The sequence below is a fragment of the Streptomyces sp. NBC_01224 genome (assembly GCF_036002945.1).
In the GTDB taxonomy this organism is placed as follows: domain Bacteria; phylum Actinomycetota; class Actinomycetes; order Streptomycetales; family Streptomycetaceae; genus Streptomyces.
Genome location: NZ_CP108529.1, coordinates 1,166,198 through 1,181,626, shown reverse-complemented (window position 1 = coordinate 1,181,626; position 15,429 = coordinate 1,166,198). Strand labels below are relative to the sequence as shown.

Here is a 15,429-nt window from a genome sequence, read left to right as displayed (position 1 = left end):
CGACCGGCAAGTCCTGACGCCGTTCGCCGTCTCGCCGCCGGGGCGGCCCGTTCGCAGGAGAAGGAACCCGCCGCGAACGGGCCGCCGGTGAAGGTGAACCCGTGCGCGCGCCCGCACGGGCCGTCGGAACGTACGACGCTCAGGCCGTCGAACCGCGCTCCTTGAGCATGTCCGCCATGAGTGCGATCTCGGACTGCTGGCCCCGGACCATGCCCGCCGCCAGATTCCTGATCTCGTCGGTTCCGGCCGCGGCGGCCGCCGCCTGTGCCATCTCCGCACCGGCACGGTGGTGCGCGGTCATCAGCTTCAGGAACAGCACCTCGGCGTCCTTGCCCTTCGCCACCCGCAGTGCGTCGAGTTCGGTGTCGGTCGCCATCCCCGGCATCAGCGAACCGTCGCCCCTGGGCGTGACCGTGTGCCCCATCCACTCCATGGGAGGTGCGCTCGACGACTTCGCCCGACCCCACATCTCCAGCCAGCCGAGCATCATGCCGCGCTGATTGGCCTGGGTGTTGATGATGTCGTACGCGAGCCGGCGTACAGCCACGTCGGACGTACGGTCCCGCACGATGAACGACATCTCGACCGCCTGCTGATGGTGGATCGACATGTCGCGCGCGAACCCGACATCGACGGACGTGTCCGAGGGTGCGGCCGCCGGTGCGGCGGAGCCCGCGGAGGACGACGGCCGTACGAGCATCAGCGCGACCAGGCCCAGCGCCAGCAGCAGCACCGCACCGCCCGCCACCATCATCGGGCGCGAGGAGCGGGCCGCGGACGTCACTGGGCGACCCCGCCGGTGCAGGCCGCGCCCGGCTCCGGGGTCTGCGGACCCTGCACGTACTTGGTGAAGAACTGCGCCACGCGTGCGTCGGTGGCGCTCGTCACCGTCACCTGCTTGCCCCAGGCGCTGAGCATGAGCGGAGCGGCCTGGTCCTCGACCGGGCTCATCAGGGAGTAGGGCGTTGCCTCGACCCGCTCGCCCAGTTTCTTGATGTCGGCCGGCTTCGCCTTGCTCGTGTACGTGACCCAGACCGCGCCGTGCTCAAGGGAGTGGACGGCGTTCTCCTTCGGTATCGCCTTGGTGTAGACATCGGCGTCGCAGTTCATCCACACCGGGTTGTGATCGCCGCCGACCGGCGGGTTCATGGGGTAGTCGACCTTCTTCTCGACATGGTTCTGGGCGAGCTTGTCCCAGGTCCGCTCGCCCTGCACGGGCGAGGACTTGGCCTCGACCTCGGCCTCTTCCTTGTCGTTGGCGGCGGACATCAGGTAGCCGCCGCCCGCGACGAGTGCGGCGATCACGGCGACGGAGGCGGTGAGGGTGATGATGCGGCTGCGCCGCTCGCGGGCCCGCTCCTTGCGGCGGGCCTCCTCCAGCTTGGCGCGGCGTGCGGCGGCAGGGGTGTTCTGTTTCTTGGCGGAAGCCATGGAGAGTCGTCCTTCGGTTCAACAAGACTGATGGAGCTGAGGGCATGCGGGAGAACGTCCTCGGTGTGCCGAGGACGGGCCCTGCCTCTAGATCCGTTGAACCTGCAGACGCAGATGGTCGACTTCCCGCACGGCGTCGTTGGACGGGCCGCGGATCGCGGCGGCGCCGGTGAGCGGGGCGACGGGGGCTGTGGCGGTCACGCCGGGAAGCGCCACGGGTGCGCTCTGGGTGGGCAGTACGACGGGTGTCGCATGCTCGGAGGTTCCGTGGCAGGAACTGCCCATGCCCCGGCCCTCAGGGGCATCGGCCACTACGGTCCGTACGATCGCGGGATGCGCGGGCGTCATGGCCCGGGCGGCGGTTGCGGTACGGGTACCGGACTGGTGCGAGGCCGAGCCCGGGGGTGCCATCCGGTGCGCGGGCGAGTCCGCGGCCGCGACCGAACAGCACGAGACCATGGCGAGCAGTACGAACAGCCAGCCGAGAACGGCCGACGCGTGGGCGCTCTGCCGTCGTCGGTGCGTCCGTTCGCTCAGCCTGTTCATCCCCGCCATCGTACGTGGTGTGTGAAGTTTCAACGAGGGGTGCAGGCTGTGGAAGTACGGGATGCGGCCGCCTTTGCGCGATCTCCCGCGCAAGGGGGCTCCCGTGTACCGCCGGAACGGGTTCCGCCCCGTGCGATGATGCGCCCATGCCGTACTTGGTGCCGCCCCATATCCCTCCGGGGCGCCTCGCGGACTCCGTACAACCCGCTCTGCCCGTCGCCGACGACCTGCTCCTGCGGCCGTGGCGGTACGCGGACGCGCCGGCCGTTCTCGCCGCCTTCGCCGACCCGGTCATCCAGCGCTGGCATCTGCGCCGGGCCGACTCCGAGGACGAGGCGCGCGACTGGATCGACCAGTGGCAGAGCGCCTGGTACCGCGAGACCGGAGCCCACTGGGCCGTCGTCCGCCCCGCAAGCGCGGCCGGCGGAGCCGAGGAAGTGCTCGGCCGGGTCGCGCTCCGCTCCCTGACGCCGGCCATCGGTCACGCCGAATGTGCCTACTGGACGCTGCCGGCCGTCCGTGGACGCGGCATCGCGTCCCGAGCCGTCTCGGTGCTGGCGCGCTGGGCCTTCGACGAGATCGGGTTCGAGCGCCTCGAACTCCCCCACTCCGTGCTGAACGAGGCGTCCTGCCGAGTGGCGGCCAAAGCGGGCTTCGCCCTGGAGGGCACCAGACGCCGGGGCCATCTGCATGCCGACGGCTGGCACGACATGCACGTCCATGCCCGGATCCGCGGGGACGGCGTCCCTCGTTGACAGGTGTGGCGAATGAGCGGCGCCACCGGGAAGCGGACGGCGAGTGCGGTCATCCGCGGTCCAGCGCACGGTCGGTGAGGACGCCTGCGCAGCCGGTGTACCGGGCGGGTTCGGTCAGGTCGGAAAGATCGAGACCGGCGAGTTCGGGCTCCTCGTCCAGCACATCGCCGAGGACATCGGCCAGATCCGTGGTCTCCGCACGGGCCCGGGCGGCGGCGCTCACCAGAACCTCCTTGGCGCGCTTGCGGCCGATGCGCTCGGCGAACACGGCGGCCAGCCGCTCCGAGACGATCAGCCCGTCGGTGAGCTGGAGATTCTCCCGCATGGCGTACGGGACGACGCGCAGTCCGTCCGTGAGTTCGGCGGCGTCGTACGCGGCCCCGCCGACGAGCCGCAGCAGTTCGCGCAGCGGCTCCCATTCGGCGTGCCACGACCCGGCCGGCCGCTCGTCCTCGGCTGCGAGCGAGCCGTACAGCGTCGCCGCCAGGCCGGGGGCGCGACGGGCGGCCGCGGCGATCAGCGTGGCGCGCACCGGGTTGGCCTTGTGCGGCATGGTGGACGAACCACCGCCCTTCCCTTCGGTGACCTCGCCGATCTCGGTACGGGACAGGGTGAGCACATCGACCGCCAGCTTGCCGAGCGCACCTGCCGTGAAGGCGAGCGCGCCCGCCAGATCGGCGATCGGGGTACGCAGACTGAGCCACGGCAACAGCGGTTCGGCCAGACCGAGTTCGTTCGCGAATGCCTGGAGCACGGTCAGCCCCCGGCCGTCGTCGTCGGCGACTTCGGCTTCGTCGATGGGCGCGAAGGCATTGAAGGCGGCCAACGTTCCTGCCGCGCCACCGAGTTGCGCGGGTAGCGATTCCCGTACGGCCGAGAGCCGGTCCCGTGCGTCGAGGATCAGTGCACGCCACCCGGCGGCCTTCAGCCCGAAGGTGGTCGGCACGGCGTGCTGGGTGAGCGTTCGGCCGGCCATCGGGGTGTTGCGATGTGCGAGTGCGAGCCGTGCCACCGCCTCCGCGGACCGTGCCAGATCGTCGAGCACCGGTGCCAGGGCCCGGGCGGCGACCAGCATGGCGGCCGTGTCGAGGATGTCCTGGCTGGAGGCGCCCCGGTGCACGTACGGCCGGACGTCCTCCTCCACTGCGGCGACCAGGTCGAAGACCAGCGGGGTGACCGGATTGCCGCTCGCACGTGCGCGCAGCGCCACATCCCGCACATCGAATCGGCTCGCGTCGGCCGCCGCCGCGGTCACCGCCCGCCCGGCCTCGGCGGGGGCGAGCCCGCAGACGGACTGGGCGCGGGTGAGCGCGGCCTCGGCATCGAGCATCGCCCGCAGAAAGGCGCTGTCGCCGGTGGCCGTCTCGGCGGGTGAGCCGGCCCGCCCGGGGGCGAGCAGTCCGACATCGCTCTCGTACATCAGCTGAACTCCAGGAAGACCGTTCGCCGTCCCCCTGCAGGCGGATGTCGAACCGGTGGGTACGCGGGTACGTGGGTGTCGCGATCAGTGTGGCCCGGTGCTCGGCGTCCAGCGACTCCAAAAGCGTGTCACCTGCCGGAACGGCGGCCAAGAGGTACGGGACCCCGCCCGTCGGCAGGGCCCCTACCACCCGATTGCCCGTCGGCGTCGTCGACATCCGGCCCCGCCCGGCGTCCGGCTCCCACGACAGGACCTACTGGCCCTCGTCGCCCGCCCGGTGGATACCGAACACCGCACCCTGCGGATCCCGGACCACCGCGATCCGAGGTCCGTCCGGCACGCTCGTCGGGGGCATCAGCAGTTCGCCGCCGGCCCCCTGGGCGGTGGCCGCCGCCGCGTCGACGTCCGTCACGGCGAAGTACGGCAGCCAGTTGGGTGGCGCCTCCGGCGGGAACCTGTCGTCCATGATCAGCATGCCGCCGAAGTCCTCGCCGGCCACGCCCCACTGCGTGTAGCCCTCCGAAGCGGTGTTCACCGTCCATCCGAAGACCGCGGGATAGAAAGCGAGCGACTGGTCGGCCTCCCGGGTGATGAGTTCGACCCAGCCGAGCGCGCCCGGGTCGTTCAGCCGCTCGGCGCCGGCGAAGGCGCGGCCCTGCCACAGCGAGAACACCGCACCGGACGGATCCGCGACCACCGCGAACCTGCCCTGGTCGAACACGTCCATCGGGCCGACCAGGAGCGAGCCGCCCGCCGACTTCACCTTCTCGACCGTGGCGTCCGTGTCCTCGCTGGCGAACGAGACAGTCCAGGCGGGCGGCTGTCCCGGCTGGTAGACCGGACTCAGTGCGGCCACTCGCGCATCTGAGAGGCGCGCCATGGTGTAGCCGCCCGCCTCCTCACGCGGATCGGTCTCGGAGCGCCAGCCGAAGAGCGCCGCGTAGAACGACTTGGCAGCCGGGATGTCGGGGGTGCTCAGCTCGATCCAGCAGGGACCGCTGGGCACCGGTTTGGTGAGCTTCATACGGATTCCTTCGTGGGTGCATCGACATATGCCTGTCTGTCCTCGTGCGGTTGAACGCTATGGGTTCACGGAGGGGGCGGCCATCAGTGCCGCGGCCTGGTCATCGAAGAAGTTGTTTTACGGGTGTAATACCTGTTAAAGTATTTGGGTGAGCGATACAATCATCCGATCCCGGCAGCCCTCGGTCCGCAGACTCCCGCTGGCCGCACCCCTGCGCCTCGCCCGGCCCTCGGACATGTGGTTCAAGCCGGCGCTGAGTGTGGTCGTCGCCACCGCCGTACCGGATCTTCTGCTGTTCGCCGTCGACCGGCTCGACCTCGTGATGTACACGATGGCCGGCTCGCTCTGTGCGCTGTACGGCCACAACCTGCCGTACGCCCGCCGCGCCCGAGCCGTGGCCGGAGTCGTCGTCTCCATGGTCATCGGCATGGCGATATCCCTCGTCGCGGCCTCGCTCACCGGATCGACCGCCGTGCTGATCGCGGTGGGCGCACTGCTCGCCGCCGGACAGAAGATGCTCTGCGACGCCACCCGCATCGGCCCGCCCGGGCCGGTGATCTTCACGTTCGTGACCTCGGCCGCACTCTTCGCCCCGCAGCACCTCGGCCAGGTACCCGGCCACCTCGCGCTGACCCTGGCCGCGGGCGTGATCTCCTGGCTGGTCACGGTCGGCCCCGCGGTGATCCGCAGGGAGGGGCCGGAGCGCCGGGCGACCGCCCGCGCACTCGACGCGGCCGCGGCATACGTCACCGCCCCCGGTCATCGCACCCGGCGCGCCGCGGTCGCGGCCGTGCACGCGGCCTGGCAGGCGCTGCTCGCCGCCGGACGCCCCACGCCCGTACGCCGGGCTCTCGAACGTCTCGTCGTCCACGCCGAGGCCGCCCTTGCCGGGGGCGCCCACGGCGTTTCCCCGATCGCTCCCACCGCTGCCCCCGCTTCCGCCCCCGACCCCGAACGGCTCCGCGTCTGGGCCCGGCAGACCCGTGCCCGCGGACCCGTCCCCACTCCGCCGCCCGCCCCCGGCACGTCCGATGAGTTGTTCGGCATCGACGCCGAACGGGCCGCCCGGCGCACACGAAGCCGCCGCGAAGCCCGCCGCGCACTGCTGCGCCGCCTCGCCCCGGGCTCCCCGCTGCTCCCCATCGGCGCCCGTGCGCTGATCGGCTGCGCCCTGGCCGGATATGTCTCCCAGGCGGCCGGCGTCGGCCGGCCCTACTGGGCGATCGTCACGGCCGCCTCCCTGTACCAGGCCAACGTGACATTGTCCTGGAACCGGGCCCTCCAGCGGACCCTCGGCAATCTGCTCGGCGTCCTCGTCTTCGCCGTCGTCCTCCCGGTCAGCCGCACCGGACCGCTGGCCCTCATCGGCTTCTGCCTGCTCTTCGGCTTCGCGGCGGAGGCCCTGATCACGCGCAACTACTGGCTCGGCTCCATCGCCGTCACGCCGATGGCCCTGCTGGTCCTGGAGTTCGGCGGCACCCACCCGGCCGGTGAGCTCATCGGCGACCGGGTCCTGGACACGGTGATCGGCGCAGGCGTGGGCATCCTCGCCGCCATGCTGGTGACCAACCGCCGGGCCGCCGGACGCCTGGAAAAGGCCCTGGCCGCCACTGACCGGGCCCGCGCCCATGCCGTACACGCTCTCGCCGCCCCGCAGCCCACGCCCGCCGCCCTCGACGCCGCGCGCCGCAGGCTGACCGGATCGCTCGTCGAGCTGCGCGAGGCCGACGACACCGCAGCGGGCGAATGGTGGCAGCGCGCCCTGCCCCAGGAACAGGTCCTCGCGGCCGAGCAGGCCGGACACCGTACGCTCGCGGCGACAGCAACACGGCAGGGGCTGATCGCCCCCGCCCAGGAGAACGGAGCGGTGTGACCGACGACATCGTCGCCTCGGTGGTGCGGCAGTGGCAGGCCGTCAACCCGGAGCTGGACACCGGACCGATGGAACTCATCGGCCGTATCAACCGCTGCGCGGCCCTGCTCCAGCAGGCGGAGGACGCCCCGCTGCGCGCCGCCGGCCTGACCCGCGCCGAGTTCGACCTGCTCGGTGCCGTACGCCGTACCGACCGCGAACTCACCCCCGGCGAGCTGGCCAGGGAGACGTTCTCGTCCGGCGCCGCCGTCACGAAGCGTCTGCGGGTCCTTCAGGAGCGTGGGCTCGTCGACCGCCGCAGCGACGCCCGCGACCGCCGCGTCGCCCATGTCCGCCTCACCGAGGAGGGCCGCGACCTGGTCGACCGGCTGCTGCCCCGGCAGCTGGCGTACGAACGCATGGTGCTGTCCGGTCTCGACGAGCAGTCCCGTGCCCGGCTCAGCACCCAGCTCAGCGAGTTGCTGGTGCAGCTGGAGGGACGCATCGGCGGCGCCCGGCGCTGAACCGGGGGCCGGGACCCCGCCGGGTCGGCCCGCGGCCGGGACCGGCAGCACCGCACTGCCGGGCAGCGCCGCAGGGTCGGCGGCGCCGGAAATAAATCCCGCGCGGACATCGGTACGTCGCTGCTAACGTCCGCCGCATGAAGCGCGCTGCCATGACGACGACGCCGGAGAGTGTCCCGGCGCGCTGACAGCTGTTCAGTCCGAAGCCCCGGGGCGAGTGCCCCGGGGCTTCGCCTTGCGGTCACTCGTCCGACGACCGCGAGGAGACCGCCATGAACGACCACCGCAAGCTCGGCCGTGAGCTGGACCTGTTCGACACCGACCCGCTGATCGGCGCGGGACTGCCGTACTGGCTGCCCGACGGCGCAGTCGTGCGCCACACCCTGGAGGAGTACATCCGCACCGCCGAACGGCGGGCGGGCTACCGGCACGTGTACTCGCCGGTGCTCGGCAAGCGGGAGCTGTACGAGATCTCCGGGCACTGGTCGCACTACAGCGACGACATGTTCCCGCCGATGGACCTGGGTGGGGAGCAGGTCGTGCTGCGGCCCAGCCTGTGTCCGCACCACGCGGTCATCTACCGCTCCCGCTCCCACAGCTACCGCGAACTGCCGCTGCGCATGGCCGAGCTGGGCGGCATGTACCGCTCCGAACTCTCCGGAGTGCTCGGCGGACTGACCCGTGTGCGGGCCATCCAGCTGAACGACGCGCACATCTTCTGCACCCTGGACCAGGTGGCCGAGGAAGCGCAGGCCGCGCTGGAACTGATCCGCCGGGCGTACCGGGCGCTGGGCGTCAGCCCGGCCCGCTACCGGCTCTCCCTCCCGGGACCAGGCGGGAAGTATGTCGCCGCCCCCGAGATGTGGCAGCGGTCCACCGCCCTGCTGACCGAGGTCCTCGACCGTTCCGGCCTGCCCTACGAGGCGGCCGAGGGAGAGGCCGCGTTCTATGGTCCCAAGATCGATGTCCAGGTCACCGACAGTGCGGGCAGGGAGTCCACCCTGTCCACCGTCCAGATCGACTTCCACCAGCCGGCCCGGTTCGACCTGCACTACATCGGCCCGGACGGCGCGAAGCACCGGCCGGTCATGATCCACCGCAGCATCATCGGCAGCGTGGAGCGAGCCGTCGCCCATCTCATCGAGGAACACGGCGGGGCCTTCCCCGCCTGGCTCGCCCCCACCCAGCTGGCGATCCTCCCGGTCTCCGAAGCCGAGCTGCCGAATGCCGAGGCGCTCGCCCGGCGGTGCACCGGTCTCGGGCTGCGGGCCGAGGTCGCCGGACCGGAACGCGGCACCCTGGGGGCCCGCATCCGGGAAGCCCGCCTGGTGCCCTACCAAGCCGTCATCGGTTCCAGGGAAGCCGCCGACGACCATGTCGCCCTGCGTCTGCGCGACGGACGCCGGCACGATCCACAGTCCGCCGACGACGTCCTCGCCCGCATCGTCGCCCTGGTGGACGCCCACAGCACCGACCTCTGGGACTAGGGAGAGGTGCTCGGCCCCGGAGCAGGCCCTCGGGCGGCCTGCTCCGGGCGCCTGCTCACCCGTGGATGTACGGCCAGGATCGGCACACACACCACGGCGGCGGCCGGCGCGAACTCGTTCATCGCCCGCGCCATCCCCTGGTACCTCACCCGTAGTCCGGCAGCGACGGCCGGCAGCCCGAGACCCGCGTACACGATCGTGTAGAACGTCGCGAGCACCGCCCCGCGCGACTCGGGTGCCTCGGCGGTCACCGCGGCCGTGATCTGCTGCATCCTGCCCGAGAACGCCGGACCGTGACCGAAGCGGTGGTTCGGAGCCCGCTTCAGAGTGCGCCCAACAGTGCGGCGGACCGGCGCAGTTCCTCGGCGCGGCGGATGAGTGCCGCGTCGTCGCCGCGGTCGGCGGGCGCCGATGCCATCAGGGCCAGCCGGTCCCGCCAGCTCGCCCCGGCCAGCGGAACGGCGACGGCGTTCATGCCCCAGACCGACTCCCCGCGGCTGAGGGCGTATCCGCAGGAGCGGATCTCATCGAGCTCCGCGAGCAGTGCGGACCGCGAGGTGAGGGTGTTCGGGGTGACCTCCGCCAGCTCCTCCTGCGGGTAGAGGGCGCAGACCTGCTCCACCGTCATCCGGGAGAGCAGCATCTTGCCGCCCGAGGTGGCGTGGGCGGGATGAGTACGGCCCATCTCCAGCATCACCCGCACCGGGTGCGAGGACTCGCGGCCGTCGGTGATGATGATCTGGTCGCCGATCAGTGCCGCACTCTGCACGGTCTCACCGGTGCGCCGTACCGCGTCGTCCAGTACCGCTCCGAGCTGTTCGCGGACGGCCGTACCGAAGCCCGCCGGGCGGCCGAGCCGTACGAGTTCGGGACCGGCGCAATAGCCGCGGCCGGAGGAGTCCCGGATCGCGAAGCCGCGTCCCGCCAGGGTGCTGAGCACCCGGTGGGCGGTGGACCGGCCGACGGAGAGCAGCTCGGCAGCCTCGGAGACGGTGAGCGTGTCATGGGTGAGGAACAGCTGCATCAGCCGGAGCCCGGTGTCCAGCGATTCGATGGTGTAGCCCCGTGTCGGCCCCATGGTGTGTCCGTTCTTCTTCGATTCCGATCGGCGGCGACGACCGTCGAGCCCTTCCCTGTGCGGTGAGGACGCGGCAGATCTCCGCACCGATACCACCCGCACCGCCCGTCACTATGGCGACCTTGCCGTGCACCCGTCCTTCAGTCATGAATGTGCTCCTTTCGATCCGCTTCGATCACATGTGCCCGCGTCCCTCTTTGCGGTACGGAATGGATCGGTCCTGGGATGGAGCCATTCGGCTATTTCTCCATCTGCCCTACTCCTTCCGTAAGCGTGCTCGAATCGGCCTTCCGGGCATCTCTGCGACTGTCCCTCTGTGAGGTACGAAGAGTGCTCGGCCTTGCGAATTTCCCCCGCTCGTTACTCCTTGTGCACGCGCGGAGGCGGTGCGTGCAAAAACTCGTGAGTGTATTACCGCGGGAGCGCTCGCGCAGGGGGTTGGGTGAATGTGCCGAAGCACTGTTCCGATCTGACTAAGCTCACGCGCAGCGAAGTCGAGTTGATATGAATTCGAGCGCTTGTTCCCGAGTGTCCTGCAAGCGCTTATACCTCCCGAATCAACCGCCAGAGGTTTTAGATGGTTCGTGTTGAATCACCGCCGATCGAACGAGGAACCCCCGTCGTTCGCGCCATGTTGCTGCCCGTGCTCCTGATGGGCGGTGCCACCGCCGCCGCGGTGGCACTGGTTTCCCCGGCCGCGCGGATACCAGTCGTCTGGTGCGGCGCGCTCGCCACCGTCGTGGTCGCCGTACTCACCCTTCAACTCGCCCGCCGGGCACGCGATCTGCGCACCCAGCGTGCGGTGTACGAACGGCGCTTCGTCGACCTGGAGCGGCGCATCGCCACACACGACGACGAGACCGTGAGGATCAGCAAGGAGCTCCTGCCGGCCGCCATCCACCGGCTGCGCGTGGGTAATTCGCCCGAAGAGGTGCTCCGTGATGTCGTCGACGCGGACGAGCTGTACCGCGACCTGCCCGACGCCCAGCGCACCCTCGTCTACACGGTGCTGAACATCATCGACAACGAAGAGGCGATGCGTGACTCCGCGCAGCGCGCCTTCGTCAACGTCGCCCGGCGGGTCCAGGCGATCGTCCACCGCCAGGCGAGTGAACTGCGGGAGATGGAGGAGCACCACGGGCGCAACCCCGATGTCTTCGACGACCTGCTCCGCATCGACCACGGCACCGCGCTGATCGGCCGTCTCGCCGACTCCATCGCGGTACTCGGCGGCGCCCGCCCCAGTCGCCAATGGCCCAAGCCCGTACCGCTGTTCAGCGTGCTGCGCGGCGCCATGTCGCGCATCCTGGAGTACCCGCGCGTCGATCTGCACTCGATCGCCAAGGTCGCCATCATCGGCACGGCCGTCGAACCGCTCATCCACGCCTGCGCCGAACTCCTCGACAACGCCACCCGCTACTCGCCGCCGCAGACCCGGGTGCACGTCACCGCCGTCGAGGTGCAGACCGGCATCGCCATCGAGATCGAGGACGGCGGCGTCTCGCTCAGCGAGGAGGCCCGCGCGCGGGCCGAGAACATGCTCGCCAGGGCGCAGGCCGGCTCCAACATGAACGACCTCGGCGAGTCCCCGCGACTCGGCATGGCAGTCGTCGGACGGCTCTCGCGGATGTACGACCTCCAGGTCTCGCTGCGGCAGTCCGCGTACGGCGGTGTCCGTGCCGTACTCATCGTGCCCCGCGCCATGATCACCACCGGACCCGCTCCCGGCATCGCCCACGGCATCGGCGCCACATCGAGGCCCACCAGCGACATCGACCAGGAGGCGATGAAGCACGTCGTGCCGGCACGTCGCAAGCCCCGCCCCGTGGCCCAGCGCCCCGCCACCGGACCGGTCGCACCCGTCACCCGGCCGGCCGTCCCCGCGGCCGCCATGGAGGATGACGTCCCCGTGGTGACCGAGTGGACCGCGGGCGGTCTCCCGCAACGCCGCAGCCGTGGCCGCGCCCCCCTGGGCTCGCACAACCTCCCCGCGCAGGCCGTCGACCCCACCGCAGGACAGCGCAACGGCCACATCAGCGGCCACGGCCAGGGGAACGACAGCGGCAAGGCGCAGCCCCCCGGACTCTGGCTGGAGGCCTTCACCAACGCCGTCAACGGTGTGCCGCAGGAGCCGAAGACCGACGAAGACTCTGACGATGCCTGGGACAAGGGAGACCTGAAGTGATCCAGCAGCGGGGAAATATGGACTGGATGCTCAAGGAACTGGCAGACGACGTGCCGGACATCCACCAGATCGTGGTGCTCTCCGCCGACGGTCTGCGCATCGCCCGGCACGGCGGCGACCCCGATGTCGCCGACCGCCTCGCGGCGGCCTGCGCGGGGCTGCAGAGCCTGGCCGCCGCCGTCGCCTCCGAAATCCCTTACAGCGACGGCCTTATGCGCCTCGTCGTCATCGAAGTCACCGGCGGCTTCTTCTACTTGATGGCCGCCGGAACCGGGGCGTACCTCGCGGTCCTTGCCGGTGAGACGGTCGACGCGGGGCTCGTCGGGTCGCGGATGCGCGACATGGTCGTCAGGATCGGCGCCCACCTGACGAGCCCGCCGCGCCATGATGGGCAGGCCGGATGAATTCTCCCCGACGAGAACGCCGAGAGGCCGATCCGTCACTGAGCGACCCGGAACGGCTGTACGTGATCACCGGCGATCCCGACGGCAGCGAGCGGGCGCCGCTCGACCTGGTCACGATGGTCGTCGCGAAGGCCCAGCCGACGCCGACTGTCCAGCCCGAGCAGGCCGTGATCCTGCGGCTCTGTCAGGCGCCGTTATCCGTCGCCGAGATCTCGGCGTACCTCGGTCTGCCCTTCAGCGTGGTGACATCGCTCCTCACGGAACTCCTCGCGAGCGAACTCATCGAATCGCGCGCGCCCATCGTCCGCGCCACTCTCCCGGACAGGTCCCTTCTCGAAGCGGTGATGCATGGACTTCAGAAGCTCTGACACGATCACCGGCCCCCGGCGCGAGGACGTCCTTCCCACCACGGCGACAGCCGCGGTGAAGGTCGTGATCGTCGGAGGGTTCGGGGTCGGCAAGACGACCATGGTCGGATCCGTCAGCGAGATCCGGCCGCTGACCACCGAAGAGACCATGACCCAGGCCGGAGTCGGCGTGGACGACAACTTCGGGGTGGAGAGCAAGACCGCGACCACCGTCGCCATGGACTTCGGCCGGATCTCCATCAGTGAGGAACTGATCCTCTATCTGTTCGGCACCCCGGGCCAGGAACGGTTCTGGTTCCTGTGGAACGGCCTGTTCGAAGGTGCCCTCGGCGCGGTGGTCCTCATCGACACCCGCCGCCTCGAAGTCAGCTTCGACGTCATCGGGCGGCTGGAGGAGCGCGGCGTGCCGTTCGTCGTCGCCGTCAACACCTTCCCCGACGCCCCGAAACACCCCGTCGAGACGCTGCGTGCCGCTCTGGACCTCCCCGAAGAGGTCCCCGTGATCGACTGCGACGCCCGGCTGCGTGCCTCCAGCCGAGACGTACTGATGACGCTGATGCGCTATCTGCACAGTCTGGCCCTCCCGCTCGCCTGACAGCAGTACACACCCCCCGCGCGTCCCATCCGTCTGGTCCTTGGAATCCTGATCCCTGGAGCGATCGTGACAACCCCCTTTCACTACGAGCCCGGAGCGGCTCAGGGGCCGGTTCCGCCCCCCGAGTGCCCGGCCCACGGCCTCGGTGTCGGCCCCGGCGGACTGCGCCGGCTCTACGGCCCGGAGGCCGAGCGGGACCCCCACGGGCTGTACGACAAACTGCGCGCCGAACACGGCAGCGTGGCCCCCGTACTGCTGCACGGAGACGTACCCGCCTGGCTGGTCCTCGGGCACAGCGAGAACCTGCACATGACCCGTACCCCCTCGCAGTTCTCCCGCGACTCCCGGCGATGGCGGGCCCTGCAGGACGGCACAGTCGCCCCGGACCACCCACTGGCCCCGATCTTCACCTGGCAGCCGGTCTGTGTCTTCGCCGACGGCGCCACCCATGAACGCCAGCGCGGCGCGGTCACCGACAGCATGGGCCGCATCGACACCCGCGGGGTGCGCCGCCACGTCAACCGCTACAGCAACCGGCTCGTCAACGGCTTCTGCCAGGAAGGCCGCGTCGACCTGGTCAGCCAGTTCGCCGAGCGGCTGCCGATGATGGTGATGTGCGCGATCCTCGGCATGCCCGAGGAGTACAACGACCGGATGGTCCAGGCCGCCCGTGACATGACCCGCGGCACGGCGACCGCCGTCGCGAGCAACGCCTACGTCCTTCAGGCACTGACCCGGCTCGTCCAGCGCCGCCGGCGCGAACCCGCCGACGACTTCGCCACCTGGCTCGTCGAGCATCCGGCAGGAATGAACGACCAGGAGGTCAGCGAGCATCTGCGGCTGATCCTCATCGCCTCCTACGAGGCGACCGCCAACCTGATCGCCAACGTCCTGCGCATGGTGCTCACCGATCCCCGCTTCCGGGCCAGGCTCAGCGGTGGTCATATGACGGTGCCCGAAGCGGTCGAGCAGACCCTGTGGGACGAACCGCCGTTCACCGCGGTCTTCGGCCGCTGGGCGGTCGGCGACACCGAACTGGGCGGTAAGCAGATCAAGGCGGGCGACGCCCTGATCGTCGGCATCGCACCGGCCAACACCGATCCGCTGGTGCGGCCCGACCTCAACGCCGACATGGAAGGCAACCGCGCCCACCTCGCATTCAGCGGCGGCCCCCATGAATGCCCGGGGCAGGACATCGGACGCGCCATCGCGGACGTCGGTGTCGACGCCCTGCTCATGCGGCTCCCCGACCTCGAACTGGCCGTCGACGAGAGCGAGCTGAGATGGATCGGGAACATCATGGGCCGGCACCTGGTGGAGCTTCCGGCGGACTTCGCCGCGCGTGAGCCGCAGGACGACAAGGAACCGCCGTCCATAGGGAGGCCGAACCTGCCGCGCCAGGACTGGGAGGCGCAGTCCACGGTCCGGCACACCGCCCCCACACCCGGACGCACTCCCGGTGCGGCACCGGCGCCTGCCTCGATGGGTGCGCCGGCTGCGCCCGGTGCGCCTGGTGTGACGTCCACTGCGACGGTGACCGACGAGTCCGGTGGCACGTCCGCCGGGCGGTCCGCCGCGGGCCGGATCCCGCAGCAGCGCAGGCAAGCCGCCCCCGCGAGGCTGTGGCGGGCCGTATCGCGCTGGTGGAGCGGCAACTGAACCGGCGGGATCGAGACGAATCACCGGCCCGGTGGCGCGGACCCGCCGGTCCGCGGCCTCCGGGCCGGGTGCTGTCGGCGCCGGTGGACAGCTGCCTTCCG

The 15,429-nt window shown here is 70.7% G+C and carries 16 protein-coding genes; 9 read left to right on the top strand and 7 right to left on the bottom strand.

The features are described from left to right. Window positions 1-139: 139 nt before the first annotated feature. The 3 genes from OG609_RS05235 to OG609_RS05225 all read right to left on the bottom strand — a co-directional run bounded on the left by OG609_RS05235 (window position 140) and on the right by OG609_RS05225 (window position 1,977). The gene (locus OG609_RS05235; RefSeq protein ID WP_327271697.1) at window positions 140-784 is read right to left on the bottom strand and encodes a DUF305 domain-containing protein; all 645 of its coding nucleotides are present in this window, start codon (window positions 782-784) and stop codon (window positions 140-142) included. Then, entirely contained in the window at window positions 781-1,431 is a 651-nt protein-coding gene (locus OG609_RS05230; RefSeq protein WP_327271696.1) for a DUF3105 domain-containing protein, read from the bottom strand. Before OG609_RS05230 ends, OG609_RS05235 begins: the two co-directional genes overlap by 4 nt. 87 nt (window positions 1,432-1,518) lie before the next feature. Next, window positions 1,519-1,977, bottom strand: coding sequence for a hypothetical protein (locus OG609_RS05225; RefSeq protein WP_327271695.1), 459 nt, complete (start codon window positions 1,975-1,977; stop codon window positions 1,519-1,521). Window positions 1,978-2,123: 146 nt separating this feature from the next. Between OG609_RS05225 and OG609_RS05220 the strand changes: the two genes are divergently transcribed. Then, a complete protein-coding gene (locus OG609_RS05220; RefSeq protein WP_327271694.1) occupies window positions 2,124-2,732 on the top strand; it encodes a GNAT family N-acetyltransferase in 609 nt (202 codons plus the stop codon). A gap of 49 nt (window positions 2,733-2,781) precedes the next feature. Here the strand turns inward: OG609_RS05220 and pcaB are convergent, their stop codons facing one another. Both pcaB and OG609_RS05210 read right to left on the bottom strand, forming a co-directional pair. Beyond that, a complete protein-coding gene (gene pcaB / locus OG609_RS05215; protein WP_327271693.1) occupies window positions 2,782-4,152 on the bottom strand; it encodes a 3-carboxy-cis,cis-muconate cycloisomerase in 1,371 nt (456 codons plus the stop codon). Between the two features lie 253 nt (window positions 4,153-4,405). Further along, window positions 4,406-5,176, bottom strand: coding sequence for a VOC family protein (locus OG609_RS05210; protein WP_327271692.1), 771 nt, complete (start codon window positions 5,174-5,176; stop codon window positions 4,406-4,408). A 148-nt stretch (window positions 5,177-5,324) separates the two neighbouring features. Between OG609_RS05210 and OG609_RS05205 the strand changes: the two genes are divergently transcribed. The 3 genes from OG609_RS05205 (at window position 5,325) to thrS (ending at window position 9,039) form a co-directional block, all read left to right on the top strand. Further along, window positions 5,325-7,049 carry an FUSC family protein gene (locus OG609_RS05205; RefSeq protein WP_327271691.1) on the top strand — a complete coding sequence of 575 codons (1,725 nt, stop codon included), beginning with the start codon at window positions 5,325-5,327 and terminating at the stop codon, window positions 7,047-7,049. Beyond that, window positions 7,046-7,552, top strand: a complete 507-nt coding sequence (locus OG609_RS05200) for a MarR family winged helix-turn-helix transcriptional regulator (protein WP_327271690.1) — start codon at window positions 7,046-7,048, stop codon at window positions 7,550-7,552. The genes OG609_RS05205 and OG609_RS05200 overlap by 4 nt, the downstream gene beginning before the upstream one ends. Window positions 7,553-7,743: 191 nt before the next feature. Next, window positions 7,744-9,039: a threonine--tRNA ligase gene (gene thrS, locus OG609_RS05195; protein WP_327277942.1), complete on the top strand. Its 1,296-nt coding sequence runs from the start codon at window positions 7,744-7,746 to the stop codon at window positions 9,037-9,039. On the opposite strand, the gene OG609_RS05190 is transcribed toward thrS, so the two are convergent. Together OG609_RS05190 and OG609_RS05185 are read right to left on the bottom strand one after the other, a co-directional pair. After that, on the bottom strand, window positions 9,036-9,311 hold the full coding sequence (locus tag OG609_RS05190) for a hypothetical protein (protein WP_327271689.1): 276 nt from the start codon (window positions 9,309-9,311) through the stop codon (window positions 9,036-9,038). The genes thrS and OG609_RS05190 overlap by 4 nt on opposite strands. A gap of 50 nt (window positions 9,312-9,361) precedes the next feature. Continuing rightward, window positions 9,362-10,117, bottom strand: a complete 756-nt coding sequence (locus OG609_RS05185) for an IclR family transcriptional regulator (RefSeq protein ID WP_327271687.1) — start codon at window positions 10,115-10,117, stop codon at window positions 9,362-9,364. A gap of 577 nt (window positions 10,118-10,694) precedes the next feature. Between OG609_RS05185 and OG609_RS05180 the strand changes: the two genes are divergently transcribed. From OG609_RS05180 to OG609_RS05160, 5 genes are all read left to right on the top strand, one after another. Then, window positions 10,695-12,302, top strand: coding sequence for a sensor histidine kinase (locus OG609_RS05180; protein ID WP_327271686.1), 1,608 nt, complete (start codon window positions 10,695-10,697; stop codon window positions 12,300-12,302). Further along, window positions 12,299-12,706: a roadblock/LC7 domain-containing protein gene (locus OG609_RS05175; RefSeq protein WP_093896207.1), complete on the top strand. Its 408-nt coding sequence runs from the start codon at window positions 12,299-12,301 to the stop codon at window positions 12,704-12,706. Before OG609_RS05180 ends, OG609_RS05175 begins: the two co-directional genes overlap by 4 nt. Then, the gene (locus OG609_RS05170) at window positions 12,703-13,074 is read left to right on the top strand and encodes a DUF742 domain-containing protein (protein WP_327271685.1); all 372 of its coding nucleotides are present in this window, start codon (window positions 12,703-12,705) and stop codon (window positions 13,072-13,074) included. Before OG609_RS05175 ends, OG609_RS05170 begins: the two co-directional genes overlap by 4 nt. Further along, on the top strand, window positions 13,055-13,669 hold the full coding sequence (locus tag OG609_RS05165; protein WP_327271684.1) for a GTP-binding protein: 615 nt from the start codon (window positions 13,055-13,057) through the stop codon (window positions 13,667-13,669). The genes OG609_RS05170 and OG609_RS05165 overlap by 20 nt, the downstream gene beginning before the upstream one ends. 66 nt (window positions 13,670-13,735) lie before the next feature. After that, window positions 13,736-15,328 carry a cytochrome P450 gene (locus OG609_RS05160; RefSeq protein WP_327271683.1) on the top strand — a complete coding sequence of 531 codons (1,593 nt, stop codon included), beginning with the start codon at window positions 13,736-13,738 and terminating at the stop codon, window positions 15,326-15,328. Window positions 15,329-15,429 lie beyond the last annotated feature (101 nt).

Bases quoted from the DNA above. Each gene is read 5' to 3' on its own strand.
- OG609_RS05230 (WP_327271696.1), bottom strand. From the start codon at position 1,431: ATGGCTTCCGCCAAGAAACAGAACACCCCTGCCGCCGCACGCCGCGCC.
- OG609_RS05225 (WP_327271695.1), bottom strand. From the start codon at position 1,977: ATGAACAGGCTGAGCGAACGGACGCACCGACGACGGCAGAGCGCCCAC.
- OG609_RS05220 (WP_327271694.1), top strand. From the start codon at position 2,124: ATGCCGTACTTGGTGCCGCCCCATATCCCTCCGGGGCGCCTCGCGGAC.
- pcaB (WP_327271693.1), bottom strand. From the start codon at position 4,152: ATGTACGAGAGCGATGTCGGACTGCTCGCCCCCGGGCGGGCCGGCTCA.
- OG609_RS05210 (WP_327271692.1), bottom strand. From the start codon at position 5,176: ATGAAGCTCACCAAACCGGTGCCCAGCGGTCCCTGCTGGATCGAGCTG.
- OG609_RS05190 (WP_327271689.1), bottom strand. From the start codon at position 9,311: ATGCAGCAGATCACGGCCGCGGTGACCGCCGAGGCACCCGAGTCGCGC.
- OG609_RS05185 (WP_327271687.1), bottom strand. From the start codon at position 10,117: ATGGGGCCGACACGGGGCTACACCATCGAATCGCTGGACACCGGGCTC.
- OG609_RS05180 (WP_327271686.1), top strand. From the start codon at position 10,695: ATGGTTCGTGTTGAATCACCGCCGATCGAACGAGGAACCCCCGTCGTT.
- OG609_RS05170 (WP_327271685.1), top strand. From the start codon at position 12,703: ATGAATTCTCCCCGACGAGAACGCCGAGAGGCCGATCCGTCACTGAGC.
- OG609_RS05165 (WP_327271684.1), top strand. From the start codon at position 13,055: ATGGACTTCAGAAGCTCTGACACGATCACCGGCCCCCGGCGCGAGGAC.